The 25,302-nt window shown below is 64.2% G+C and carries 28 protein-coding genes; 14 read left to right on the top strand and 14 right to left on the bottom strand.

What is annotated here, in order from left to right; all coding sequences use genetic code 11:
* Positions 1–184 precede the first annotated feature (184 nt).
* Positions 185–2,863 (bottom strand): aconitate hydratase AcnA, encoded by a 2,679-nt coding sequence (gene acnA, locus X907_RS14070; protein ID WP_127569077.1) that lies wholly within the window; start codon positions 2,861–2,863, stop codon positions 185–187.
* A gap of 257 nt (positions 2,864–3,120) precedes the next feature.
* Between acnA and ccmA the strand changes: the two genes are divergently transcribed.
* From ccmA to X907_RS14045, 5 genes are all read left to right on the top strand, one after another.
* Positions 3,121–3,714: a heme ABC exporter ATP-binding protein CcmA gene (ccmA, locus tag X907_RS14065; protein WP_127569075.1), complete on the top strand. Its 594-nt coding sequence runs from the start codon at positions 3,121–3,123 to the stop codon at positions 3,712–3,714.
* Entirely contained in the window at positions 3,711–4,379 is a 669-nt protein-coding gene (locus X907_RS14060; RefSeq protein ID WP_127569073.1) for a heme exporter protein CcmB, read from the top strand. The genes ccmA and X907_RS14060 overlap by 4 nt, the downstream gene beginning before the upstream one ends.
* A 236-nt stretch (positions 4,380–4,615) precedes the next feature.
* Complete coding sequence (locus X907_RS14055) at positions 4,616–5,347, top strand: heme ABC transporter permease (RefSeq protein ID WP_127569071.1); 732 nt, start codon at positions 4,616–4,618, stop codon at positions 5,345–5,347.
* Positions 5,347–5,502 (top strand): heme exporter protein CcmD, encoded by a 156-nt coding sequence (gene ccmD / locus X907_RS14050; RefSeq protein ID WP_127569069.1) that lies wholly within the window; start codon positions 5,347–5,349, stop codon positions 5,500–5,502. Before X907_RS14055 ends, ccmD begins: the two co-directional genes overlap by 1 nt.
* Positions 5,499–6,041, top strand: coding sequence for a DsbE family thiol:disulfide interchange protein (locus tag X907_RS14045; protein ID WP_127569067.1), 543 nt, complete (start codon positions 5,499–5,501; stop codon positions 6,039–6,041). Before ccmD ends, X907_RS14045 begins: the two co-directional genes overlap by 4 nt.
* Before the next feature lie 21 nt (positions 6,042–6,062).
* Here X907_RS14045 and X907_RS14040 read toward each other — a convergent pair whose 3' ends face one another.
* Complete coding sequence (locus tag X907_RS14040) at positions 6,063–6,587, bottom strand: MarR family winged helix-turn-helix transcriptional regulator (RefSeq protein WP_127569065.1); 525 nt, start codon at positions 6,585–6,587, stop codon at positions 6,063–6,065.
* Positions 6,588–6,717: 130 nt separating this feature from the next.
* On the opposite strand from X907_RS14040, the gene X907_RS14035 reads away from it, so the two are divergent.
* Positions 6,718–7,257, top strand: a complete 540-nt coding sequence (locus tag X907_RS14035; protein WP_127569063.1) for an NUDIX hydrolase — start codon at positions 6,718–6,720, stop codon at positions 7,255–7,257.
* 148 nt (positions 7,258–7,405) lie between these two features.
* Here X907_RS14035 and X907_RS14030 read toward each other — a convergent pair whose 3' ends face one another.
* The 4 genes from X907_RS14030 to X907_RS14015 form a co-directional block, all read right to left on the bottom strand.
* Positions 7,406–8,530: a serine hydrolase domain-containing protein gene (locus tag X907_RS14030; protein ID WP_127569061.1), complete on the bottom strand. Its 1,125-nt coding sequence runs from the start codon at positions 8,528–8,530 to the stop codon at positions 7,406–7,408.
* Positions 8,531–8,572: 42 nt separating this feature from the next.
* Complete coding sequence (locus X907_RS14025) at positions 8,573–10,102, bottom strand: PfkB family carbohydrate kinase (RefSeq protein WP_127569059.1); 1,530 nt, start codon at positions 10,100–10,102, stop codon at positions 8,573–8,575.
* A gap of 9 nt (positions 10,103–10,111) precedes the next feature.
* On the bottom strand, positions 10,112–11,656 hold the full coding sequence (locus X907_RS14020; RefSeq protein WP_127569057.1) for a hypothetical protein: 1,545 nt from the start codon (positions 11,654–11,656) through the stop codon (positions 10,112–10,114).
* Between the two features lie 72 nt (positions 11,657–11,728).
* Entirely contained in the window at positions 11,729–13,732 is a 2,004-nt protein-coding gene (locus tag X907_RS14015; RefSeq protein ID WP_233352411.1) for a transglycosylase domain-containing protein, read from the bottom strand.
* 147 nt (positions 13,733–13,879) lie between these two features.
* On the opposite strand from X907_RS14015, the gene X907_RS14010 reads away from it, so the two are divergent.
* The 6 genes from X907_RS14010 to X907_RS13985 all read left to right on the top strand — a co-directional run bounded on the left by X907_RS14010 (position 13,880) and on the right by X907_RS13985 (position 18,269).
* Positions 13,880–14,098 (top strand): hypothetical protein, encoded by a 219-nt coding sequence (locus X907_RS14010; protein WP_127569055.1) that lies wholly within the window; start codon positions 13,880–13,882, stop codon positions 14,096–14,098.
* 35 nt (positions 14,099–14,133) lie between these two features.
* A complete protein-coding gene (locus X907_RS14005; protein ID WP_127569053.1) occupies positions 14,134–14,370 on the top strand; it encodes a hypothetical protein in 237 nt (78 codons plus the stop codon).
* A gap of 116 nt (positions 14,371–14,486) precedes the next feature.
* Positions 14,487–15,728: a parallel beta-helix domain-containing protein gene (locus X907_RS14000; protein ID WP_127569051.1), complete on the top strand. Its 1,242-nt coding sequence runs from the start codon at positions 14,487–14,489 to the stop codon at positions 15,726–15,728.
* A gap of 10 nt (positions 15,729–15,738) precedes the next feature.
* Positions 15,739–16,920 carry an SO2930 family diheme c-type cytochrome gene (locus X907_RS13995; RefSeq protein ID WP_233352410.1) on the top strand — a complete coding sequence of 394 codons (1,182 nt, stop codon included), beginning with the start codon at positions 15,739–15,741 and terminating at the stop codon, positions 16,918–16,920.
* A gap of 89 nt (positions 16,921–17,009) precedes the next feature.
* On the top strand, positions 17,010–17,501 hold the full coding sequence (locus tag X907_RS13990; protein ID WP_127569047.1) for a hypothetical protein: 492 nt from the start codon (positions 17,010–17,012) through the stop codon (positions 17,499–17,501).
* A 198-nt stretch (positions 17,502–17,699) separates the two neighbouring features.
* Positions 17,700–18,269 carry an EF-hand domain-containing protein gene (locus X907_RS13985; RefSeq protein ID WP_127569045.1) on the top strand — a complete coding sequence of 190 codons (570 nt, stop codon included), beginning with the start codon at positions 17,700–17,702 and terminating at the stop codon, positions 18,267–18,269.
* A 165-nt stretch (positions 18,270–18,434) separates the two neighbouring features.
* Here the strand turns inward: X907_RS13985 and htpX are convergent, their stop codons facing one another.
* Complete coding sequence (htpX, locus tag X907_RS13980) at positions 18,435–19,379, bottom strand: zinc metalloprotease HtpX (RefSeq protein WP_127569043.1); 945 nt, start codon at positions 19,377–19,379, stop codon at positions 18,435–18,437.
* 78 nt (positions 19,380–19,457) lie between these two features.
* Between htpX and X907_RS13975 the strand changes: the two genes are divergently transcribed.
* Positions 19,458–19,652, top strand: a complete 195-nt coding sequence (locus X907_RS13975) for a DUF1674 domain-containing protein (RefSeq protein ID WP_127569041.1) — start codon at positions 19,458–19,460, stop codon at positions 19,650–19,652.
* A 609-nt stretch (positions 19,653–20,261) separates the two neighbouring features.
* A complete protein-coding gene (locus X907_RS13970) occupies positions 20,262–20,732 on the top strand; it encodes a thermonuclease family protein (protein WP_170175580.1) in 471 nt (156 codons plus the stop codon).
* Here the strand turns inward: X907_RS13970 and X907_RS13965 are convergent.
* The 7 genes from X907_RS13965 to X907_RS13935 all read right to left on the bottom strand — a co-directional run bounded on the left by X907_RS13965 (position 20,705) and on the right by X907_RS13935 (position 25,267).
* Positions 20,705–21,007: a DUF2061 domain-containing protein gene (locus X907_RS13965; RefSeq protein WP_233352406.1), complete on the bottom strand. Its 303-nt coding sequence runs from the start codon at positions 21,005–21,007 to the stop codon at positions 20,705–20,707. The genes X907_RS13970 and X907_RS13965 overlap by 28 nt on opposite strands.
* Positions 21,008–21,096: 89 nt before the next feature.
* Entirely contained in the window at positions 21,097–22,404 is a 1,308-nt protein-coding gene (locus tag X907_RS13960) for a bifunctional folylpolyglutamate synthase/dihydrofolate synthase (protein WP_127569037.1), read from the bottom strand.
* 4 nt (positions 22,405–22,408) lie between these two features.
* On the bottom strand, positions 22,409–23,287 hold the full coding sequence (gene accD / locus X907_RS13955; protein ID WP_127569035.1) for an acetyl-CoA carboxylase, carboxyltransferase subunit beta: 879 nt from the start codon (positions 23,285–23,287) through the stop codon (positions 22,409–22,411).
* Between the two features lie 30 nt (positions 23,288–23,317).
* Positions 23,318–24,109, bottom strand: coding sequence for a tryptophan synthase subunit alpha (gene trpA / locus X907_RS13950; protein ID WP_127569033.1), 792 nt, complete (start codon positions 24,107–24,109; stop codon positions 23,318–23,320).
* Positions 24,110–24,208: 99 nt separating this feature from the next.
* Positions 24,209–24,667, bottom strand: a complete 459-nt coding sequence (locus X907_RS13945) for a hypothetical protein (RefSeq protein WP_127569031.1) — start codon at positions 24,665–24,667, stop codon at positions 24,209–24,211.
* A gap of 35 nt (positions 24,668–24,702) precedes the next feature.
* Positions 24,703–25,008 carry a BrnA antitoxin family protein gene (locus tag X907_RS13940; RefSeq protein ID WP_127569030.1) on the bottom strand — a complete coding sequence of 102 codons (306 nt, stop codon included), beginning with the start codon at positions 25,006–25,008 and terminating at the stop codon, positions 24,703–24,705.
* Complete coding sequence (locus tag X907_RS13935) at positions 24,980–25,267, bottom strand: BrnT family toxin (RefSeq protein WP_127569028.1); 288 nt, start codon at positions 25,265–25,267, stop codon at positions 24,980–24,982. Before X907_RS13935 ends, X907_RS13940 begins: the two co-directional genes overlap by 29 nt.
* Between the last annotated feature and the right edge of the window lie 35 nt (positions 25,268–25,302).

Here is a 25,302-nt window from a genome sequence, read left to right as displayed (position 1 = left end):
CCTGAGTAAAGAAAAACCCCGGACGGAAACGTCCGGGGTTTTTTTGTTGTTGGCCGTATCATTCTTCTCGTCATTCCGGGCGGAGCGAAGCGCAGACCCGGAACCCAGCGACATACAAGCTCTGGGTTCCGGATAAGCCCTGACGGGCTTTCCGGAATGACGAAGGAAGGGCGCGTTCCCTTCCCTACGCCGCGGCGCGCTGGCGCAGGACGTAGTGCAATATGCCGCCGTTTTTGAAGTAGTCGAGCTCGTTCTCGGTATCGATGGCGGCGCGCAGCGTCACCGTCTTGGAGGTACCGTCAGCATGGGTGATGACGGCCTTCACATCGGCGCGCGGCGTGATGGCCGACACGCCATCGAGCGTTACCGTCTCATCGCCTTTCAGTCCCAGCGAAGACCAGCTCTGCCCGTCCTTGAAGACCAGCGGCAGCACGCCCATGCCGATAAGGTTGGAGCGGTGGATACGCTCAAAGCTCTCGGTGATGACGGCGCGCACGCCCAGAAGGCGCGTGCCTTTGGCCGCCCAGTCACGCGAGGAGCCGGTGCCGTATTCCTTGCCGCCAAAGACGACCAGCGGACGGCTTTCCTCGGCGTATTTCATGGCCGCGTCATAGATGGGCATCTGTTCACCCGACGGGTGGTGAATGGTCACACCGCCTTCGACGCCCGGCACCATCTGGTTCTTGATGCGGATATTGGCAAACGTGCCGCGCATCATCACGTCATGATGGCCCCGGCGAGCGCCGTAGGAGTTGAACTCCAGCGGTTCGACGCCATTGGTCTGCAGCCATTTGCCCGCCGGGCTTGCCGCCTTGATGGAGCCGGCCGGCGAGATGTGGTCGGTGGTGATGGAATCGCCAAACAGGCCGAGAATGCGCGCATCCTTCACGTCTGACGGCGGGGTGACATCCGTCGTCATGCCTTCAAAGAAGGGCGGGTTGGCGACATAGGTGGAATCCGGCCAATCGTAAGTGAGGCCCGAACCGCTCTCAATGCCCTGCCAGTACTCATCGCCCTTGAAGACGTCGGCATAGCGGCTGGCGAACATATCCGGCGTGACGGCCGAGCGGACCACTTCGGCGATCTCGGCAGAGCTGGGCCAGATGTCTTTCAGATAAACCGGCTCGTTATTGTCGTCATAGCCGATCGGGTCTTCGGTGAGGTTGATATTCATCGTGCCGGCGAGCGCATAGGCGACGACCAGAGGCGGGCTTGCCAGATAGTTGGCGCGCACGTCCGGATTGACCCGGCCTTCAAAGTTGCGGTTGCCCGACAGGACCGAGCAGGCCACCAGATCGCCTTCGGCAATCGCCTTGGAGATCTTTTCAGGCAGCGGGCCGGAATTGCCGATACAGGTCGTGCAGCCATAGCCGACGAGATTGAAGCCGAGCGCATCGAGATCATCCTGCAGACCGGCACGGGCGAGGTAGTCGGTGACGACCTGTGAACCCGGCGCCAGCGAGGTTTTCACCCAGGGCTGGACTTTCAGCCCGCGCTTGACCGCATTGCGGGCAACAAGCCCTGCGCCCAGCATGACGGACGGGTTGGAGGTGTTGGTGCAGGAGGTGATGGCCGCGATCACGACGCTGCCATGGCCGACGGAGTATTGCTCGCCCTCGACGCGCACCTGACGGCCACCGTCTTCCAGCTTTTTAAATTCGCTGTCGAGCACTTGCGCGAACTCGTCAGCGGCGTCTTTCAGTGCCACGCGGTCCTGCGGGCGCTTCGGCCCGGCAAGCGACGGCTCAACAGAGGCCAGATCAAGATGCAGCGTGTCGGTATAGACCGGCTCGTCAGTGCGTTCCGGGCGGAACATGCCCTGAGCGCGCGAGTATTCCTTGACCAGCTTCACGCGCGAGGCATCCCGGCCCGTGGAGGCCAGATACTCGATCGTCTCGTTATCAACGGGGAAGAAGCCGCAGGTCGCGCCGTATTCAGGCGCCATGTTGGCGATGGTGGCGGCGTCTTCCAGCGACAGATTGTCGATGCCCGCGCCGTAGAATTCCACGAATTTGCCGACCACGCCCTTCTTGCGCAGCATCTGCACGACGGTGAGCACCAGATCGGTGGCGGTCGCGCCTTCAGGCAGCTTGCCGGTCAGTTTGAAACCGATGACTTCGGGGATCAGCATGGAAACAGGCTGGCCGAGCATGGCGGCTTCCGCCTCAATGCCGCCCACGCCCCAGCCGAGAACGGCCATGCCGTTGACCATGGTGGTGTGGCTGTCAGTACCCACCAGCGTGTCCGGGAAGGCGTAGGTGACGCCGTCTTCATCCTTGGTCCAGACGGTCTGGGCGAGGTATTCGAGGTTGACCTGGTGGCAGATGCCGGTGCCGGGCGGGACGACGCGGAAATTGTCAAACGCGCTCGCGCCCCATTTGAGGAATTTGTAGCGCTCGCCATTGCGCTCGTACTCGCGCTCCACGTTGAGCTTGAAGCTGTCAGCGGTGCCGAACACATCGACCATGACGGAGTGGTCGATGACCAGATCAACCGGCACCAGCGGGTTGACGCTTTTCGGGTCACCACCCAGCGCCTTGGTGGCGTCGCGCATGGCAGCCAGGTCCACAACGGCCGGAACGCCGGTGAAATCCTGCATCAGCACGCGCGCCGGGCGGTACTGGATCTCGTGGGAGGACTTGCCGGTCTTCACCCATTCGGCCACGGCCTGAATATCGGCCTTGGTAACGGTGGAGCCGTCTTCAAAGCGCAGCAGGTTCTCCAGCAGCACTTTGAGCGTGTAGGGCAGTTTCGACGCGCCGGTAAGGCCGTTCTTTTCCGCCTCTTTCAGGTCGAAATACTGATAGGATTTGCCGTCTACGATCATTTCGCGGCGGCACTTGAAGCTGTCCAGAGAAGCCATGTCATATCCTTGTCGCGGGTCTGCCCTGCCGATGGTGCGGGGAGAGGGATGCCCCGCGATCCGGCTCGTCAGGCTTAAGAGAAGACGGTTTCCCGCTGGTTGCGCATATCGTCGGCAACCCGGCGCGAAAGCCGTCCTTGGCGCGCCTTTTAGCCCTGCTTCCCGTGCGCTGCAATGCATCAAGGCGCTATTTCACCGGCCCTGAGGCCACAATGTCCCATTGGCGTGTCCGGCCATATTGCGCTAGTGGCTTGGCGATGAGCGTCCCCGCCCCCGACATCACCGCCAGTCCTGGCGTTCAGAACCTCACCCTGTCGCGGGGCGGGCGTGTGCTGGTGCGTGATCTGACCTTAACGCTCGCACCCGGTGAGGCGCTGGTGCTGACAGGCCCGAATGGCACCGGCAAGACGACGCTATTGCGCGCCCTTGCGGGCCTTGTCCGGCCTGATGCGGGTATCATCACTGCCCCGCCTCTGGCCTATCTGGGGCATGGCGATGCGCTGAAACCTGCCGAGACGGTGCGTGAAGCCATGCGCTTTGCTGCCCGCCTGCATGGCCGTGACACTCATGAGGGCGCGCTTGCCGCGATGGGTCTTTCAAAACTGGTCTTTCGCGCCTGCGGCCAGCTTTCTGCCGGGCAGAAGCGCCGCCTTGCCATCGCGCGGCTGACGCTGGATGCAAAAGCCCGGCTCTGGCTGATGGATGAGCCGGCGGCACCGCTGGACCATGACGGCAAGGCGCTGCTCGCTACTTTGGTGGCCGATTTCCGGGCCAGGGGCGGGATGGTCATTGCCGCCACGCATGCTGATCTGGGCTGGAGCGATGTGCGCATGCTGGAGATGGGGGCATGAGTGCGCTTCTGGCTGTCTTCGTGCGCGAATGGCGTCTGGCCGCTGCGGGCGGGGGCGGACCGGCCGGGCCTGCCGCTTTCATGCTGGCCGCGCTGGCGCTGGTGCCGCTGGCCATAGGCCCGGACGCGGATATTTTGCGCGCGGCGGCCCCCGGCGTTATCGCCTTTGCGGCCCTGCTGGCGAGCCTGCAGGGCGCAGAGCGCCTGTTCGGCGATGATCTCTCCGATGGCACGCTGGAGCTTTACGCGCTCTCTCCAGTCTCGCTGACGGCCCTCTCGGCCATCAAGGCAGCGGCCTATGTCAGCGCCGTGCTCTGGCCTGCGCCCCTGATCGGGTTTGTCGCCGCCATGGCCTATGGCATGGACGCATCCAGCGCAGCGGCGCTCAGCATCGGTCTCGTGCTCGCCTTGCCGGGTCTTGCGCTGGTGTCCGGCTTTGCCGGCGCGCTGGCCGCAGGCGTAAAGCGCTCCGGGCTTCTCATCGCGCTCATCGCCGCACCCTTGCAGGTGCCGCTGCTGGTGTTCGTAGCCGGTGCTGGCCGCGCCGCGCTGGAAGGGACAGGGCTGGCAGGCGCGAACCTGATGCTCGCGGGCGCGTTTTCTCTCGCCGCGCTGGCGCTCGCTCCGTTCGGGATGGCTGCGGCCTTGAGAGGGCGGCTGGAGTAGGGTGTTTCGTGTCATCCTCCGGTCGCGAAGCGATCCCGGGGGATCCATGCCTCTTTCAGTTCCGCAACGCATCCGCGTTGCGATGTTCCGCGAAAAGTCGCGGGCGCGCGTTCGCGCTTTTCAGGCCGCTGCGCGGCCTGTAAGGCCAACCCCCACGGAAGTGGGGGAGGACAAACCAAAAGGTGCGGCGCAGCGTCCGCTTGCAGATGATTGATCCTCAGACTAGGTGAAGTCCCATGTGGAGCGCCTTTGCCAATCCGGAGCGTTTTGAGCGTCTTGCGGCGCGCCTTGTGCCGTGGTTCGGCTGGGGCGCGGTGATCCTGTTTGCCATCGGCCTGCCCTGGGCGCTGATCTTCTCCCCGCCGGACTATCAGCAGGGCGATACGGTGCGCATCATGTATGTCCACGTGCCATCGGCCTGGCTCTCCATGGCGGCCTATGCGGGGCTTGGCGGCGCCAGCTTTGTCTACTTCATCTGGCGCCATAATATTGCAGACCTCGCTGCGCAGGCGCTGGCGCCCATCGGGGCGGTGTTTGCCTTCCTGACGCTCGCGACCGGATCGCTCTGGGGCCGGCCCATGTGGGGCACGTGGTGGGAGTGGGATGCGCGCCTCACCTCCATGCTGGTCCTGTTCCTCCTGTATCTTGGATATATGGCGCTGCGCGCCGCCATCGAGGATGAGCGCCTTGCCGCGCGTGCAGGCGCGATCCTTGCCATGGCGGGGCTCATCAATCTGCCCGTCATCAAATTCTCCGTGGACTGGTGGAATACGCTGCATCAGCCGGCCAGCGTCATCCGGCTCGATGGCCCGACCATTCATGCCAGCCAGCTCTGGCCGCTATTGGTCATGGCGCTGGCGTTTACCGCGCTGATGACCGCGCTCGTCTTCATGAATGTGCGCAATATGAGCCTGGCAAAGCGCGCCGAGGCGCGCGCAAGGCGCAAAATCGAAGGCGGGGACAGCTAATGGCGGAATTTCTCTCCATGGGCGGCCACGCGGTCTGGGTGTGGAGCTGCTATGCCCTTACCGCTGGCGGCATCGGGTTCCTGATCTGGCTCAGCTTTCTTCAGCGGGCCATGGCGCGTGAATGGCAGAAACTGTCCGGAGACGGCCAGCCATGAGCCGCATCGTCTTCTGGGCGCCACTCGGTGCCATAGCCCTGCTGCTGGCCGTCTTTGCCATCGCGCTGACCGGGCGTGAAGGCACGCCGGGCGATGCGATGACGGGCCGGGCCCTGCCGGCGCTTCCCGTCACGGAATTTGGTGCAGGCTTTGCCCATTTCGATCCCGAAACAATCGAGGGGCCTTACTTGCTGAATTTCTGGGCGAGCTGGTGCGCGCCCTGCATTGTGGAACACCCGCTGCTGGAAGAGCTGGCGGCGAGCGGCATTCCCATTCACGGCATCACCTATGCCGACCGGCCGGAAAACAGCCTCGCCTTCCTGGCCCGGCTGGGTAATCCGTTCACGACTCTGGCGGCGGACCATGAGCGCCGCGCCGCGCTGGAGCTGGGCGTCACCGGAGCGCCGGAAACCTTCATCATTGATGGAGAGGGTATTATCCGCGCGCGCTGGCGCGGGGCGATCACGCCGCAAATCTGGGAAAGACGTCTGGCGCCGGTCTGGAATGCGGCGGTGAGAGAGGCGGAGGCAGGCAGCTAGCGCGCTTCGTAGCGGGTAGGCCTACTTCTTCTTTTTCTTCTTTTTCTTCTTGTCTTTGTCCTTGCCGTCCTTCTTGGCCGCCTTGTCCTTGGCGTCTGGACCGGCATCCGGGTCGAGCGCGCGGGAAATGCGCACCAGCGCATCAACAAAATTGGCACGCTTGTTCTTGGCAAGCACCGACAGGATCGCCTCATCGGCAGCCTTGGCGCCATCAACGGCGGTCTGATGCAGGGCGCGGCCCTCATCGGTCAGTTTCACCGCATTGGCGCGTGCATCGCCGGGGGCTTTCTCGCGTGCCACAAGGCCGCGCGTGGCCATGCGGCTAACCAGCTCTGCCAGCGTGGAGCGGTCAATCCCCGTGCGCTGGACCAGCTGGGTCTGGGTCTGGCCGTCAGCTTCTTTCAGCGCGCTTAAAACCGCGAACTGGCGCTGGGTGATTTCCACCCCGCCCGTCGCCCCGGAGAAGCGCTCGGCGGCAAACTGCTGTGCGCGGTGGAGGAGCTGGCCCGGCGAGGCGGCCAGATCGAATTCTGCCTTGTCACCCATAATGCCCTCTTCATCCGATGACTGAGCTTCGGGTAGAGTACACGCGAAATGTCACGGTTCAATGTCAATTCCGTCCTGATACGGAAAAGGGGCGGTGTCAGGCAGTCCAACAGGAGGCCCGCGCAGCATCATGCCAGACCAGCCCGTCAAGTTTGAACGCACTGTCCCGGAAGGCGATAACCGCACCCGCAATGTCTGCTCCACCTGCGGATTCATCGATTATGTGAATCCGAAAATCGTCGCTGGATCGGTGGTCTTCAACGCGGCGGGAGAGATATTGATGTGCCGCCGGGCGATTGAACCGCGCTCCGGCTTCTGGACGTTGCCCGCCGGCTTCATGGAGCAGGGCGAGAGCGTGGAGGAGGCCGCAAAACGCGAGGCGTATGAGGAGGCGTTTGCCGTTATCGCCATTGAGGATCTGATCGGGGTCTATTCCGTTCCGCGGATTTCACAGGTGCAGATTTTCTTCCGCGCGCAGCTTGTCGAGCCTGAGATCAGGCCTGGCCCGGAGAGTCTGGAGGTGCGCTTCTTCGCGCTCGATGATCTGCCGGAGGCCGAGTTTGCATTCCCGTCGGTGCGCTGGGCGGTCGATGACTATCTCGCCCGGCAGGGCAAGAGCGGCGTCGCGCCGGAAATGCGTACACAGGCCAAGGGGATTACGCCGTATTAGGGTGCAATTTGGTTTCCTCCCCCGTTTACGGGGGAGGTGTCTGGCTTGCCAGACGGAGGGGGGAAACTTTTCTTTTCAAAATCCCCCCTCGGTCCTTCGGGCGTTCGAAGCTTCGCTTCTCACCCCGCCCGTGAACGGGGGGAGAAAACTAGTAAGCCGCTTCAATGAGCCTTATCGCGCGCGGATCACCCGCCAGCACATCCATCTGCCGGTTCATCACATAGGCACCAGAGAGACCCGTTACCGGGTCTGCAAAGGCGCATGAGCCGCCAAACCCGTAATGGCCGACCGCGCGGGGCTCAGGCCCGAACCAGCCCAGATCCCGGTTCACATTCACGCCAGCCCCGAACGCGATGTCGAAGGGCAGGACGCGGTCTTCGCCCGCCACGCGGATTTCCATCGCCTCGTTCACGACCGCTTCGCTCAACAGGCGTTCACCGCGCAAAAGCCCGCCGGTTGCGAACACGCCCATCAGCTCGGCAAGCCCTCTGGCGGTGGCGTGGGCGTTGGCGGCGGGAAATTCGGCTGTGCGCCACTCGGCTGCGCCGCGCCGTCCGGGCGAAGACCAGGCTTTCAGGAAGGCGGCCTGCTTCTCGGCGTTCATCTTGCCCAGATGCGGCGGGCGGGGTGGCAGCACGTGCTCGCCCGCGCGTGCGTGTTCTGCTTCGGGCAGGCCGATATGGACATCAATGCCGCGCGGGCCTGCGATGACCTCGCGCAGCAGCCCGCCAATCGTGCGGCCTTGTCGGTCAGCCCGGCGGATGGCGGCATCGGCCAGAAAGCCGAATGTGATCGGGTGATAGCCGCTGCCCTCTCCCAGCGGCCACATCGGCGCCATGGCGGCAAGGCGCGCCTCGATCAACTCGCGGTTAAACCAGTCGGACGGCTCGATGGCTTCAGTGAAGCCCGGCAGGCCCGCCTGATGGGAGAGCGCATCGCCGAAACTGACGGCCTCTTTGCCGTTCGCGGCAAATTCCGGCCAGAGCTCAGCCAGTTTCGTATCATAGGTAAGCCAGCCCTGATCAACGGCGTAGGCGGCCACAATCGCGCTGATCGCCTTGCCGGTGGAGAAGACCGGGATGAGGGTATCCTCCTGCCAGTCCTTGCTGCGTGCGCGGTCGGCATGACCGGCCCATATATCGACGCGCTTCTTACCCTTCTCGTAGAGGGCGAAGGCTGCGCCGATCTCGTCACCGGTCTCGAAATTGGCGCGCATGGCGTCGGCGACGGCTTCAAAGCCGGGCGCGACGTGTCCGTGTATCGTGATGCTCATGAAGAAGGGCCGTAGCGCGGCTTTGCGGCGTGATCAAGCAGATCACAGAACAATGCGCATGGGCAGGCCGCACGCGTCCAGCGGCGGATCGGGTGGCAGGCTCATCGCCTCACCGTTCGCGATGCGCCGGGCGGTGAGCGCGCACATGGCGGCGTCCAGCACATCATCGGGCGCACAGCGGGTTTTTGGGAAAGGGTGCGGGTCGAGCAGATGCGGCCCGATGCCATGACGCGCGAGCAGGGCCAGGCGCTCTTCGCGTCCCTCCGGCGTCTTCTTGTTGTGCGCCATTGGCGCGCCCTTCAGCAGGGCAAAGCCGGCTTCCGGGTGCGTCTCGAAGACGCGCGCGCTCATATCAGGGGTGAGGGCGGCATCCACTTCGCGGAGTTTCTTAAACAGCGCAAAGCTCTGCGCGGACAGGCCCGGCCCGCCAGCGGAGCGGTTCAGGGCGATGGCCTCTGCATGACTGGTGGCGGCGAGGGCAGCGCGGAGCGGCGAGGAGAACACGCTGGAAGCCCGGCCTTTCAGCAGCTTGCGCACCAGACGCTCGCACTCGCGCCCCGGCCCGCTGGGCGTGCCTTCAAAACCGATCGGAATATCGATCGCGATGATGGCAGGGCGTTCCGCCATTTCCAGCGCATCGGTGAGTGTCGCGAACAGGTGCAGTTCAGGCGGTGCGCCTTCGCGCAGGAGAACACCGACCCAGCCCGCCTTGCAGCCATCAAGGCCAAGTACTGGACGGGAGGACTGCACCGGCCCGGCGGGCTTCGCGTGTTCAAGCGCGCCCAGCAGCAGATCATGGCTGCGGGCATCAAGGCTGGCGCGGATCACCCGTTCGCAGGTCCGCGTGACGTGCTGGCAGAGTTCGTTGCCGGTATCGCCATCCAGCCTTGCCACCAGTGCCAGAGCGGCCAGCAGATCGCCTGTACCGTGCGGCACGCCCTCCAGCCGGTCCACGCTGGCAGAGCAGCTTGTCTGGCCGTCTGTCAGCAGAACCGCGAGCCGGTCTGTCCCCTCCGGCACGGAGGTGACGAGGACGGGTTTTGCAAGCGTGTGTGCGGCGGTTCTGGCAGAAGCTGTATCGGTTACCGGCCGTCCTGTCAGGAAGGCCAGCTCGAACGCATTGGGGGTGATGAGGTCAGCCAGCGGGACCAGCCGCGCGGCGATGGCCTCTGCCGTTTCGCGCTTCACATAAAGCCCGTCTGCCGTCCCATCGGCGACGCCATCGCCGCAGATCGGGTCGATCAGCACGAAAATGCCGGGGTTTGCCGCTTTGGCGGCCTCAATGAAGAGGGCGGCCGCGCGCACCTGCTCTGCGCTGGCAAAATAGCCGGTCAGTATGGCGCTGCTGCGGATGTGGGCGCCATGGGCCAGCAGGCCGTCGAGCGCGCCCGCAAAGACCGCATCCGGCACGGCACCGCCGCCGGGCGCGCCAAGGCCCGGATGGCGGCCGAAAATGACGGTCGGCACGTGTTCGGGTGTGAAGCGTGCGCGCGTCAGCACGGCGGCGCTGACGCCGCCGCCAACACGGCTGCCCGCTACCAGCGAGCTTAAAATGATGACACTGCGATCCAAGGGGGTGTCTTAGTCCTGTCCGGGCCGTTCCACGTCGACGGCAAGGCCGAGCCGGTCAATGTCAAACTCGCCCGACGGGCTGACCAGCGCAGTCAGCGGCACCGGCTCTGGCGGGTCAAGCCTGATGACCAGCGTGCCGCCATCGCGCACAAAGTCGGACAGAGGCCGTGCGATGGCATTGATGAAGGGGCGGGGGATCTCCGCTGGCAGGGCCGAGAGACCCAGCCCAATGAGGGCGGAGGCCTGTACGCGCATCTGCGCCGGGGTGACGCCGTTCATCAGTGCATAGGCGGAAAAGCTGCGGTCCAGCAGGGACTGGTCTTCCAGACGGATTTCGAGCTGGTGCAGGCGCAGGAGGCGTTCCATCGCGGCCAGTGCTTCAGGGTCGGAGACCCCGCTATCGCGGGCAGCGGCGACAGCATCGCCATAGGCCTGCACGCCGGAAATCTGCTGCTGCGCCGAGAGCGTCAGCCCGTCCTCCCAGACAAAGCGGTTATTGTTCTGGGTCTGAAGCGTGTCAGTTACCGGATCGTAGATCGTATCGGTCTCGAAACGCAGCACCACCTCCTCATAGCCGAGAAAGCCGAGCACGTTACGCACATGCTCGCCCGGATCGCTGCCGCGCTCAGCCGAGAGACGTAAAGCCGGCATGCTTGCCAGCGTACGCAGGCGTTCGCCTTCGGGGGTTACTTCAGCGCTGAAGCTGTCCATCTCATAGACCACGCCGCTCGCCACGCCCGACAGGCCTGTCACGGAGAGGCTGCGATAGTAATCGGCCGGATTGCCGGAAATGGCCGTCTGGAGCAGCGACGCGGCCTCGTCATCAAACAGGGAGGCGAGGAAGCGCGCGCCAACCGCGTCCATCTGCGCGCTTTCAATCTCGAAGCGCGTGGCGGGACCGTCAAAGCTGATGCTTTCAATGCGCGCCAGTTCCAGCCCGGCCTCGTCCAGCCCCCGCAGCGTGACATCAGCGGCCTGCAGTGTGCCGTCTCCCTCCGGCAGGGACACAGACAGGCCTGCCAGGGACATTTCCCGGAAGCTGTAGGCGGCGAGGTTCCCGGTCAGATCAGGCAGATCCTCCGTGTCGCCGGTGAACGAGGCCGCAATGGAGCGCGACAGGGCCGGGCCGGGCCGGTCAATGACAAGGCGCTCAAAGCGGGTTTCGCCGCCTTCCAGGTCTGTCAGCACGGCATTTTCCAGCGTCAGCCGGTCAAAGCGGACCACATCCTCTTCAAGGCGCGGCGCGGCAATCTCCATGATCTCCGCGTTCAGCCTGCTCTCTACCAGCGTGTCTTCTGCGTCTTCCCCGCCTTCTGTCTCCACTTGCGCCAGCAGCAGGGTGAAGTTCTCGAAGCGGAAGATGCCATTGGCAAATTCGCGGCTTTCCCAGTCCGCCCGGCCCGGCTCTTCCAGCCCCAGTATGCGGGCTGCCTCGGCAGCATCGCCAGAGGTGACGCGCGTGGCGGGCGGCTCCCGGTCATCACGCCGGTCGCCACAGGCGGCGAGCAGCAGGACAGGCACACAAAGCAAAGGCAGGAGACGCAATACGGACATGGCAAGAGCTTTCAGGCTGGCAGCGGGGCAGGGGCTGCAGCCTAGTGCCTCAATGGCGCCAGAGCTAGCCGCTCAGTCCCGTGGCAGGCGCGAGAGCAATCCGGCAATGGGATCATCAGCTGGCTCGCTGGCGGGCGGCGCAGGCGGGGCGCTTTCCTCATAGGCCGTGCTGACGAGGTTTTCATCCTCAAGCGCACTGAGAAGGCGGGCCAGCCGGTCCGGATCTGTAGCGGGTGCCGGGGGCATGCCCTCCGGCAGGGCGATAACAGGCGCAGCCGTCATCATGGCGGCGAAAATGCGCGCCGGGCCTGTGCCCCCTGACCCTGCCTCGGTGGAGCGGTTATCGTCATTGCCGGTCCAGACTACCGTCACGAGGCCGTCGGTCCAGCCGGCAAACCAGGCATCGCGGAAACCGTTGGTGGTGCCGGTCTTGCCGCGCACCTCGCGGCCCTGAACAGCTGCCGAGCGGCCCGTGCCATAGCGCACGGTAGCGGCAAATATCTGGTCCATCTCGCGCACGACCCGGTCTGCCAGAACAACCGGCCCGGGCGATGTATCACGCGTCCAGAGGACATCCCCGGAGGGTGTTTCAAGCCGGGTGATGGCGTGGGCCTCGACCGCACGCCCGCCATTCATGAACGGCACATAGGCGCGGGCCAGCTCCAGCGGCGTCACCTCATAGGCGCCGAGCGACAGGGAGTGCGTGTTCTCCATCGGGCTTTCAATGCCGAGGCGCCGCGCAAGGCGCAGCGTATAGGCCCGCCCGGTGGCTTCGGCCAGCTGGACCGCGATGGAGTTGGATGAGCGGGCAAAGGCGCGCTCCAGCGTCATCTCGCCCTCATAGCGGTTTTCCCAGTTCGCCGGGGACCAGCTGCCATAGCTGACCGGCTCGTCCATCATGTGGTCGAGGGGAGACCAGCCGGCCTCGAAGGCGGAGGCGTAGATGAAGGGCTTGAAGGCGGAACCCGGCTGGCGGCGGGCCGACGTGGCGCGGTTGAAGGGTGAGCGGGCATAGTCGGTACCGCCGCTCATGGCGGCGACACCGCCTGCGCCATCCAGCGTGATAATGGCGCCATTGGCGGCGCCGCGCGCAATGTCAGGATCGGCGAGACCGCGCGTCAGGGCGCTGTCGGCGGCGCGCTGGGCATCCACATCAAGCGTGGTGCGCACCACCACATCGCCCTCCCATGAGGGGGCGTGCAAGGCGAGCAGGGTGCGCGCCTCGCTGGCGGCAAAATCGGCAAACCAGCCCGCGCCGGGGCTGGACGAGCCGCGCGAGACACGGATCGGCGCAGAGGCGGCGGCGAGCCGTTCCTCCTCGGTGATCCGGCCCGTAGCCAGCATCAGATCAAGCACAACGGTCGCCCGCACGGCAGCGCGCGTGGTGTCGCTCGCCGGGGAATAGCGTGAGGGGGCTTTCAGGAGTCCGGCCAGAAGCGCTGCCTCGCCAATATCCAGCTCATGCGGGCCGCGTCCGAAATAGCGCCGCGAAGCGTTTTCCGCGCCCCATGCCCCGGCGCCGAAATAGACACGGTTCAGATAGAGGGCGAGTATCTCGTCCTTGGTGAAACGCGTTTCCAGCCAGAAGGCGAGCAGCATTTCCTGCGCCTTGCGCCGGAAGGTGCGGTCGGGTGTCAGAAACAGGTTCTTCGCCAGCTGCTGGGTAATGGTCGAGCCGCCCTGCACCACGCGCCCGGCGCGCATATTTGCCAGCGCGGCGCGGGTGGTGCCGATCAGATCAATGCCGAAATGGTGATAGAAGCGCCGGTCCTCGACGGCCAGTACGGCGTCGACGAGATGTTCGGGCAGGTTGTCTGCGCTGATCGTTGTGCCAGCGCTGTCCCCGCGCCGGGCGATGACGCGGCCATGCCGGTCGAGAAATGTCATGGCGGTGCCCGCCGGCGCCGTGGCCAGCGAGGAGGTGTCGGGCAGGTCGCGCGCAAGGGCCACCAGATACATGGCCGACAGCAGGATCGCGACTGTCGCGAGTGCGGTGAGCGCGCGTGCCAGCACAAGCCAGCCCTTCGGGCGGCGCGGGCCGGTGCCGACGCGAACGCGGATGGAGGTGCGGGTCACGGTCTCTCACTGCCTTGATGACTGGGCGGCCATCAGCTAACGCCAACAGCGTTAAGGTGCCGTGAACCGTAACAGGGTGTGCAAAAAACCTTGCCAGCCCGCCGGGCAGGGGTGATCATCCGCTCAGCCAGAGGGAGCCCGCTCATCATGTCCTTGACGCCACGCTTACGGCGCTCAGCCCTGCTTGCGGGCTTTTGCACGACACTCGCCCTGCTGGCGGCGTGCGCCAACGTGCCGGGTGAGACCGTCTGCCCGGAGCGCGGGCAGAATACTGGCAGCTGGCCCTATTGCGCACCGTCTGACCCCGGTGGCGGGGGCGGCATCATGCGTGACGACCGGATCAACCCGTCAGGCGGCCGCAACTAGCCAGCGCCGCCTGCCTTTCTTGCGGGAACAGGGCCATGGCGGCCATTCCTTACGAAGTGCAGATATTTGCCGTCGCGCTAGTCACCAGCCTGGTCATCGGCCTGCCGGTGCGCATCGCTGGCTGGCGCGCCAGCGTCATCGCGGTGCGCGGTGTCTGGCGGCTGACACGGCGCTACCGCATCTGGATATTCCTGATCGCGCTTGCCGGCATGCTGGCCGGCCTGTGGAGCTTTGACAGCATTCGCGGGCTGGTTTTTGGCTGGTGGAACTAGGTTTCACGCAAACTGGCAACGACCCCCTTCCCTTTGCCGGAATAAACTCGCAAACTGATCACTCAGTGAAACGCGGATACACGCGTATCGATGACAGTCTGGGGAGGACTATTTTCATGACAGCTATCTGGCGCGCCGGGCTGGCGGCTTTTTCCGCGCTGATCGTGCTGCAGGCCTGTGGCCAGCAGACCGGCCAGACACGCGATGTTTCAGACGCAGACCGTGAATACCAGCATGTGCTGATGGAGGCGCTGCTGGATGCCGCGCCCGGCAGCGTGATCGAGATACCGGCCGGTGTATTCGTTATCGAGCGAGGGCTTTCACTGGCGAATGTGGACGGCGTAACGATCCGTGGTGCGGGCATGGACGAAACGATCCTCTCCTTTGCCGAGCAGCGCGCGGGCGCGGAAGGCCTTCTTGTCACCAGCGCCAACAATTTCACCATTGAAGACCTCGCCATTGAGGACTCCATCGGCGATGCGCTGAAAATCACCGGCTCTGAAAATGTCATTATCCGCCGGGTACGCACCGAATGGACCCGGGGCGTCTCCACCGATAATGGCGCCTACGGCATCTATCCGGTTCTGACCACGAATGTGCTGATCGAGGAATCGGTGGCCATCGGCGCGTCGGATGCGGGCATTTATGTCGGCCAGTCGGACAATATCGTCGTGCGCAATAACCGCGCCGAGTACAATGTGGCGGGCATCGAGATCGAAAACTCGATGGATGCTGACGTGTACGGCAATGTGGCCACCAACAATACGGGCGGGATTCTCGTCTTCAACATGCCCAACCTGCCGCGGCCCGGCCATGGCACGCGCGTGTTCGACAATGATGTCCATGAGAATAATACGCGCAATTTCGGCCATGCCGGCACGCCGGTCGCCAATGTGCCAGCCGGCACAGGCATTCTGGTCAACTCCAACGATGATGTGGAGATTTTCAACAACCGCGTGGCACGCAACCGCACGGCCAATGTGATTATCTCTTCGCTCCATTCGGCCGGGTTTTCAGAGCTCGGCGTAGAGAGCGATTTTGATCCCTATCCTGAGCGCATCCACATCCATGGGAATACGTTCGAGGGCGGCGGCAATAATCCTGACGGGATGGATCTGCAGGCTCTGCGCATCGCCCTGTTCGGGCCTACGGGCCGCATCCCGGATGTGCTGTGGGACGGGTATGTGGACGAGGCCAAGATGGTGGACGGGTCATTGCCGGATGATCTGCGGCTGTGCGTCTCTGGCGCCGAAGTGCTCAATGCCGACGGTCCCGGCGGCTATGGCAATCCGCGCATCGTGACGGCAGAGCATGCCTGCTCGCATCCGCCGCGCGCGGCGGTGGAACTGCCCTTCTAGGCCGGTTTCCATGACGCGCACGCTCACCCTTCTCGCGGCGGCGTTCCTGCTGGCCGCGTGCGGAAACGACGCCGCTGATCCGCCTGCGGGCGCGCCGGTGGATCTGGCGGCGTGGGAGGCTGATACGGCCTTCCATACCAGCGGCAATCCGGCGCGGCTGGAGGACTGGGGCCAGTTCCGCATCGAGGGTGAGCGTCTGGTGCTCGCCGAAGGCGTCGTGCCCTATGGCATGAATACGGCGCTGTTCTCCGACTATGCGCTGAAGCTGCGCACGGTCTGGCTCCCCGAAGGGGCAGAGCCTGCCGCCTGGCATGATACCGATACGTTCGCGTTTCCGGTCGGCACGGTCATCACCAAGACCTTCTACTATCCGCGTGGCGGCGGGGCATTTGACGCGGTGGCGCTGGAGCTGGACCCCAACGCCCATTTTGACGGGGTGGCGCTGGACCTTTCTGCCATACGGGTGATCGAGACGCGCATTCTGGTGCGGCGCGAGGAGGGCTGGGCGGCCATTCCCTATGCCTGGAACGAGGATCAGCGCTCCACGCGCCTTGCGCGTGCCGGTGCCTTTGTCGATCTGACGCTGCTGGAAGCTGGCGGGCGCTCGACTGCCCTTACCTACCAGATACCCGATGTGAACCAGTGCGCGCAGTGCCATATCACCAATGCCAATGACGGTCAGGTGCGCCCTATCGGTCCGCGCGCCCGTCATCTCAATGGCGATTACCCTTACGCTCACGGGAGCCAGAACCAGCTTGACCACTGGCGCGAGGCAGGGCTGCTGACTGGCGGACCCGAAAGCCATGCTGCACCGCGCAGCACTGTCTGGCATGGCGAGACAATATTGGCGGGCATGGCGCTGGAAAGCGCTGCACGCGCCTATATCGACATTAATTGCGCACACTGCCATTCGCGCACGGGACATGCGCGCACCTCCGGGCTTTACCTGGAGCCGTCTGACCCGGTGGGGCCGGCCTTTGGCGTATGCAAACCGCCGATTGCGGCCGGGCGCGGAACCGGCAACCGGCTCTATTCCATCGTGCCGGGCGACAGCCACGCCTCCATCTTCACTTTCCGCATGGAAACGACGCGGCCCGACGCCATGATGCCGGAGCTGGGCCGCAGCGTGGCGCATCGTGAAGGTCTGGCCCTCGTTGCTGCCTGGATCGATGCGATGGCGGGGGAATGCTAAATTATCGCAGCAGTGCCAAGGCGCGCTTGGCGAAGGCCGCTGGCTGAGGCATTGTCAGCGCCACCCGCGAACGGAGCCATAGCAGTCTCATGAAACGCCTCGCCCTTGCTGCAACCATTTCCGGCCTAGCCATCAGCGCTTGCGCCACGACCTCGCCCACCTGCCGTGAGGCGGACGCCGCTGAGCGCATGGCATTCGGCCAGATCGTTGCCGGTCATGCGGGTGGACTTGCCGACAGCCTGCCGCCCGAAAGCGCCGCGCTTGCCGAACGGCTGCGCGGTGAGGACCCGGCCCTGCGCCACCAGATTTTCGGCCAGCGCATGGGCGATTACTCAGTGCGCACCGTGCTGATGCAGCCGCCGCTTTGCGTATACGAGCAGAGCGTGTCGTCGAGCGAGCGGATTTCCTATGTCTTCCCGAACGGACGCTTCCAGACCCTCAATCCGGAAGGTGTGACCGAGGCGAGGCTCGGCAGCCCCGCCCGCGATCATGCGCGCTGCCATTTCCGGCTGATTGACGGGCAGTGGCGCCTCACGGACGCCTGTACGTCTACATTCCAGACGCCGGCCCCGGTGGGTTGAGCCAACTAACGCGCTTTTTCTAACAGGCTGAAATTAAAATAAAAATCCTCGGCCAGCCTTGGCCGGGGCTTTTTGCTGCATTTTTTATGCATCGGGCCGGGGAACGATTCAGATGGCCACCGCATTGATCCCATGTCTGGCCGGTCTGCCCCCGCTTCCCCCGCTTCGACGGACCGGCGCAACAGAGGAATGACAGACATGAAGACGTTTCTGATTTCTGGCGTTTCGGCTCTCGCGCTGGCCGGCATGGCTCTCGCGGTTCCGTTTGAGGACGCTGATACCGATGGTGATGGCCGCGTGAGCCTTGAAGAAATTCAGGCCATTGATCCGGCAACGACCGAAGCCGAGTTTACGCTCTATGACGTGGATCTCGATGGTGGTCTGGACGAGGACGAGTATGCCGCGTGGCGCGTTGCCACCCAGGGCGACACCCAGCCCGACCCGTTCTCTGACCCGATGACGGACGATCCGCTGCAGGACGATCCGATGGCCAGTGAAGACCCGGTCGATCTGGAAGAAGTCCCGGCTGACCCGTACGAGCCGTCCCTCGAAAAGTCGCTCGACGACGATGACGACAAGGACGAGTACGGCGATGAAGAGCGCGATGAGAGCGCTGCCGACGAGTACAGCGTGCCGGATGCGGCCTTTGACCGCGATGATGTCGACTATGACAGCGATGCCGATGCTGACGACATCACCGACGAGCTCAATGAAGAGCAAGCCGACGCGCTTGAAGAAGACGGTGACGAGAACGAACCCTGGAAATAGGGCCTAGTTCCTGACACCGGCCTGGCCCTCCGCCACCCGCCTCCTCCCCGCCCAATCCCCGGAGGCGGACTGGCGGGGGGTCCGGCACACCAGGGCAGGGACGGCGAGTCCCGCCGCTATTTCTGCCCGAAGAGCCGCTCATCAGAGCGGCTCTTTTCGTTTGCCCTAGCCCCACGGACCGCCATGGCCGCCGGATGGAGGTTGCGACGGTCCGCGCGACCACGGTCCTTCCTCGCCCCAAGGCCCGCCGGGATAGCGTCCGGCACCGGCCATCTGGCGCAGGCGGGCAATACGGTTGGCCGTTGAGGGATGGGTGGAGAACAGATTGTCGGCGCCCTGGCCGTTCAGCGGATTGATGATGAACATATGCGCGGTCGCCGGATTGCGCTCGGCAGCCGGGTTCAGCGTGGTGCGTGCGCCGCGCTCGATCTTTTCCAGCGCTGCGGCGAGAGACATCGGGTTGCCGGCGATCTCGGCGCCGACCCGGTCGGCCTCGTATTCGCGCGAGCGCGATATGGCCATCTGAACAAGTCCGGCCGCCATGGGCGCAAAGATCGCCAGTGCAATCGCGCCGATCAACCCGCCCCGGTCACGCCCGCCGCCAAAGAAGAGCGCAAAGTTGGCCAGAAAGCCGATCGCCCCGGCCAGCGTTGCGGTGACTGTCATGGTCAGCGTGTCGCGGTTTTTCACATGGGCGAGCTCATGGGCCATTACCCCGGCGACTTCCTCGCGCGTGAGGCGGGAGAGAAGCCCCGTCGTGGCGGCAACAGCGGCATTGTTGGGGTCGCGCCCGGTGGCAAAGGCATTGGGCTGGGGGGTATCGATCACATAGACGCGCGGGCGTGGCATGCCCGCCCTGTCGGCCAGTGTGATCGTGTCCTGTGCATAGCGGCGAAGGCCCGGGTCGCGCTCATCGGGCGTGATCTCGCGCGCGCCATGCATGCGCAGCACCATCTTGTCGGAATTCCACCAGGCCATCACGTTCAGCGCGCCTGCAATCACCAGCGCTATTGCCGCCCCGCCCGGCCCGCCAATCAGATAGCCGACCGCGCCGAACAGCCCGGTCAGGGCGGCGAGCAGGATGAAAGTGCGCAGCGTATTGGCTGTCATGGGAGTTCCCTTGTCTTCAACTGCGGGATGGATGGTTGCAGGCTGGCACTTGCCGCCTGCTGCGCCTAAATATCTGGTATGAGCGATGACACTTCACAAGATGCCAAGCGCCCCTTGAGCGCTGCTGCACAGCGCGCCCTGGCCGAGGCCGAGGCGCGCCGCAAGGCGGCTGACGCGCAAGAGGCTTTGCCTGAAGAGCTGGGCGGGCGCAAAGGGCCTGAACCCACCCGCTATGGCGACTGGGAAAAAGGCGGCATCGCCCACGATTTTTAGACGGTTTGGGCGCGCGGCTTTCGCCTCACCGGACTTTCCGGCAAGGGGCGGGATGGCGCAGCGGATAGCCCGGATGCCGGGCGGAAGGGTTTTACTCTCAAGGCGGAAGTCTCATGCCCGGTTTCAAGGGCCATCCGCTGCTTGCAGGGCATGAATGCCATTGCCGTAACCCCATTAAGCGCCATGCGGCACAGTGAACCGGCTTTTGCGAAGATCTCGTCAGTTCCTCGCGCCGGACACCTGGAGCGGCAGGCCGTTTCAGCCTGCTCCCGGATCGTTTTTCAGCCGCGTCGCGAACCTCAGCCATCCCTCGAACCGGGACACGCAGTATAAGCGCGCTGTCGAAGGGGTGGGATAAGTGGGGAAGTTCTGTCGGGTTTTCCTGGCGTAAACCGGGCCGTTCTCTCCTGTTGTCCACCTGCCTTCGTCGTCGTCCTGCCCGCGCAGGCGGGCATCCAGAGCTGCGGGGCTAAGGTCTGGACAGAAAAGCTGGATTCCCGCCTGCGCGGGAATGACGACTTGAAGGGGCTGAAGCAGCTCGAATAGCGCCTCACGCTTGGCGGCAGGAATATATTCCGCTATTGTGACATGATGCGGATTATTATCACTTTGTTAAGCATTCTTGCCGCGCCCATGGCGGCGGCCCAGCAAGTCATTCCCGGTCCGCTGGAGGCCGAGATACTGCGCGTGATCGACGGCGATACGATCGAGGTGCGTGCCTTTATCTGGCCGGGTCATAGCGTGGAGACGCGGGTGCGGCTGGCCGATGTGGATGCGCCGGAAATCCGCCGGGTACAATGTGAGGCAGAGCGCGAGGCCGGACACAGGGCCAAGGCGTTTGTCGAAAATTTGCTGACGCCCGAAGGCCAGCCGGGGGGGCGTGTTGCCATCCGCAATGTGCAGCTGGGCAGTTTTGCGGGGCGTGTGATTGCCGCGATGGACCTGCCCGACGGGCGTGATCTCGGGTCTGTGCTGCTAGAGGCAGGTCTTGCCACGCCCTACAATGCGCGCGGCGGCTGGTGCCCCTCTCTGGAATCAACGCTTGAGAGCGCTCAGGAGGCTTCGGCGAGCCGTTCCTGACGGCGCTTTTCCGCCTTCGCCCAGGCCTTCTCATGGAAGTAATAGGCGACCGTCTGCACGGCCGGTTCAATCAGGCCGATAGCCAGCGCGGCGCGCCAGTTCCAGGTCAGAAGGAACGCAACAGACATCGCCACGACAAGGTGCATGATGGCGTAGGTGACGGCCTTGGCCGTGTTGCGCGACGGGCGGAACAGGGCGAGGAAGCCGGGCGCAGACGGACGGCCATTCTCCAGCCGGTCGTGCCGGTGCAGGAGCATTCTGAAAAATTCGGCCATGGCGCGGTTTCCTTGCAGGATCGCTATAAGGATATGGCTTTAATAACGCTCCGCACAATGGATTGTTTCTATTGACCTCAGAAATTCTGTCATCCCGGTGTGACGAGGGGCGCGTCCCCGCCCAGACTCAAGGCGTGGCCCGCCAGATAAAGCGAACCGCAAATAACCACGCGCGGGCGCTCCACGATGTGACAGGCATCGGTCAGCGCTTCGATCAGGCCCGCACTGGTCTGCACCATATGGCCCGCCTTGCGCGCGGCTTCGGCGGCCTCCTGCGCGCTCATCGCACCTTCACGCGCGGCAAAGCCAGACACGGTGATGACAAGCCCGGCGAGCCCCGCAAACGGTTTGAGGAAGGCTGATGCATCCCGCCCGGCGGAGAAGCCGCAGATCAGTACAAGCGGACGCTCCTCGCGCGATTCCAGCTCGCCCATGGCTTGAGCCAGCACCTCGCCGGCGGCCGGATTATGTCCGCCATCCAGCCACAACTCGGCCTCGCCGGCTCTGGCTATATCGGCGAGCGGCCCGCTGGTGAGGCGCTGCATGCGCGCGCGCCAGCGCGCCTTTGACAGGCCTTCGCGTACGGCCTCCTCAGACAGGCCGAGCTTGCGGGCAATCGCGATGGCGCCTGCAGCATTGGCCGTCTGGTGTGATCCGAAAAGGCCGGGCAGCGGCAAATCCCAGACGAGGTTCTCTTCCTCATAGACAAGCCGGTCGTGCTCCACATAGGCGCGGTAATCGCGCTCATGCAGGGTCAGCGGCGCGCTCAGGCGCATGGCGGCCCGTTCGATGGCCATCAATGCCTCATCGGCCTGCGGCCCGACCACGCACGGCACGCCGCGTTTCAGGATACCGGCCTTCTCGCCCGCGATCTTCTCCAGAGTATCACCCAGATACGTCTGATGATCGAAACTGACCGGGGTGATGAGGGTGATGGCGGGACTGGTGATGACATTGGTGGCGTCCAGCCGCCCGCCAAGGCCTACTTCCAGTATCAGCCGGTCGGCCTGCGTCTCGCTGAAGAGAATAAAGGCGGCGGCCGTGGTTGCCTCAAAGAAGGTGAGCGGCTGACCGGCATTGGCTACTTCAACCCGCTCCAGCGCTGCCAGAAGGGGGGCGTCGTCCACCTCTGCGCCTGCCAGCACGATGCGTTCGTTGAAGCGCACCAGATGCGGCGATGTGTAGACATGCACGCGCTCGCCCGCGGCCTCGCAGATGGCTTTCAGGAAGGCCGCGCTGGAGCCTTTGCCGTTCGTACCGGCGATATGGATGGTGGAGGGGAGGCAGTCTTGCGGCTTGCCCAGAGCGTCCAGCAGGCGCGCTAGCCGCTCCAGCGACAGATCCATGCTGGCCGGGTGCAGATTGGCAAGCCGGGCCAGCGCGTCAGCGATGCTCATCGGATCAGGCGGCGGGCGCAGGCACGTTGGCGGTGGCTGCGGGCCGCTTCATCAGCGTGCGCAGCACATTGCCCAGCACGCGCGGCAGATCACGCCGGTGGACGACGCGGTCCACCATGCCCTTTTCCAGCAGGTATTCGGCGCGCTGGAAGCCTTCGGGCAGTTTTTCACGGATCGTCTGCTCGATCACGCGCTGACCGGCAAAGCCGATCAATGCGCCGGGCTCGGCCAGATGCACATCGCCCAGCATGGCGTAGGAGGCGGTGACGCCGCCTGTCGTGGGGTCGGTCAGTACCACCACGTAAGGCAGCTTGGCTTCACGCAGCATTTCCACGCCAATGGTCGTGCGCGGCATCTGCATCAGGGAGAGGCAGCCCTCCTGCATGCGTGCGCCGCCAGCAGCCGTGAACACGACCAGAGGCGTGCGGCGCTCCACTGCGGTCTCGGCGGCTTTGAGGAAGGATTCGCCAGCGGCCATGCCCAGCGACCCGCCCATGAAGGAGAAGTCCTGCACCAGCACGGTCGTCTCGATGCCCTGAATACGGCCCACCGAGATTACCATGGCGTCCTCGCGGCCCGTCTTCTTGCGGGCGGCGGCAAGGCGCGAGGCATAGGGCTTGTCGTCGCGGAATTTCAGCGGGTCCTTGGGAACTTCGGGAAGGGCGATCTCCTCCCAGGTGGCGTCGAACGTGTAGCGCAGGCGCACGTCCGGCCCGATGCGCACATGATGGCCCGCCGGCGTGACATGCAGGGCTGCTTCAAGGTCCTTGTGGAACACCATCTCGCCCGAGACCGGGCATTTCATCCAGAGATTTTCCGGCGTGTCGCGCTTGTCGAACATGCGCGAAACACCCGGAGGGGTAAGCTTGGAAAGCCAGTTCATTGAGTTGTCCCAGGCTGCCTGTTGTCGCGATTATCGCGCATTATGCGTTGCTTGCGCCAGTTCTTTGGCCAGTTTGACCGCGCCTGCGACGCCGCCATCCGCCAGCGCGTCCACAATCGCCGAGCCGACGACTACCGCATCGGCCACTTTCGCGATCTCTGCGGCGCGCTCTGGCGTCTTTACGCCAAAGCCCACCGCGACCGGCAGTCCGGACGCCTTGCGCACCCGGTCCACCGCCCCTGAGACCACAGCCGTCTGGCCGATACCGGCCCCGGTTACGCCTGTGGTGGAGACGTAATAGACAAAGCCGGAGGTATTTTTCACCACTTGCGGCAGGCGGTCATCGTCGGTGGTGGGGGTAGCGAGGCGGATAAGGGAGAGGCCAGCGCGCTCCATCGGCTCGCGAAGCGGCGCGTCTTCTTCGGGCGGCAGGTCCACGCAGATCACGCCGTCCGCGCCCGCCGCCGAAGCCGCATCGACAAACGCCTGATAGCCAAAGGCGTGGAAGGGGTTCGCATAACCCATGATCACGACAGGCGTCGCCGCATTGGTCTTGCGGAAGTCCGCGATCAGCTGCAGCACGCCGCGAAGCGTCATGCCGCTATCGAGCGCCCGCAGCGCCGCGCGCTGGATGGGCGGGCCATCGGCCATCGGATCGGTGAAGGGGGCGCCGAGCTCGATCACATCGGCTCCGGCTTCGGCAAGCCCGTGCATGACTTTCAGCGTTGTGGCGGCATCGGGATCACCCGCCATCACATAGGCGACGAACCCGGCTTGCCCGTCAGATTTCAGGCGCGCAAACGTGTCGGAAAGACGTGTCATGGCTGCTTTAAGCTTCCCAGATGAAACCCGGACGCTCTGGCAGAGCGGTCCGGGGTCTGAATAACGTTTTGTGCCTGATCGGCAAGGGGCGTCAGCCTGCTAGCCGCGCGATAATTCGCAGCCCTCGGAGAAGATCGGCGCGAAAAGAACTACGCCCTCACCATCAAACGGCCGCAGGTCAGGCTGTGAAGAAGCGCGTACCGCCCCGCTAGCTGGAGGCGCAACGAACACCAGAAGATTCTGCCGGCACCCGGAAGGCGGATTGCGCCGGGTATAGGCGCTGACCATCTGCGCCTGACGATTTGAAAGGTCAAAACCGGCCTCGTCCAGGGCCGCATCAAGCTCTTCCAACGCGAGATGGTAGCGCTCCATATCCACGGCGAAACAGTATCCTCCCGAAGGGTCGAAAACGGCCCCAGGCGCCATCTGCTCAAGCACAGGGGACTCGCAACTGTCGGGGACGCTCAGTCCTTGAGGTGCTGGCAGGGCGAGACTGTCCGGCATGATGACCGGCTGGGCTGTGATGAGGCCGAGCGCGGCCAGCAAGCTGATCAACAAACCGGTTTCTCCAAAATTGCACGAAAGCCAGAAAACTATTCCGCCGGAGTCTTGCGCTTAGCCTCCATGAAGGCGCGCAGGACGGCATTGATGCGTGTCTGATAGCCGCGCCCGCCCTTTTTGAAGAAGGCGAGCACATCCTTGTCCAGCCGCACCGTCACCTGCTGCTTGCCATGGCCGGTATGCCAGACTGCGTTGGCGAACTCCTCCTCGGTCCATTCGGGAATGTCAGAGGTATCGATCTCGTCGTCGGGGAGTTCGGCAAGACGACGTAGCCGCTCGCGATCCGCTTGCGTCAGCGGTGGCAGGTCTTCAAGTTTCACGCGGACGGTGCGTCCCATGGTAAAATGCCCTCTCGTTACGCTTTGCCGGACGGGCGGAGATAAGGCGTGTGACGCCTTCCCGGTCGGTGTGGATGACGCTAACCATCAGCAGGTCATCCAACATGCCGATTGTTTTCTGGCGCACTTCACCATCAGGCATAAGACGGGCCTGCGTGGTGACGTAGTCGCCTTCAAACACTAGCACCGCCCGGTCAAAGCTGATGCCGTGCTTTTCCAGATTGGCGCGGTTCTTCGCCTCGTCCCATTCGAACTCCATCAAATGTAACTACAAATGTCGTTACATTCAAGGGT

Origin of the sequence: Glycocaulis alkaliphilus (assembly GCF_004000605.1) — a bacterium.
In the GTDB taxonomy this organism is placed as follows: domain Bacteria; phylum Pseudomonadota; class Alphaproteobacteria; order Caulobacterales; family Maricaulaceae; genus Glycocaulis; species Glycocaulis alkaliphilus.
Note: the sequence above shows the minus strand (reverse complement) of the source record. Positions and strands in the feature narration are given on the sequence as shown.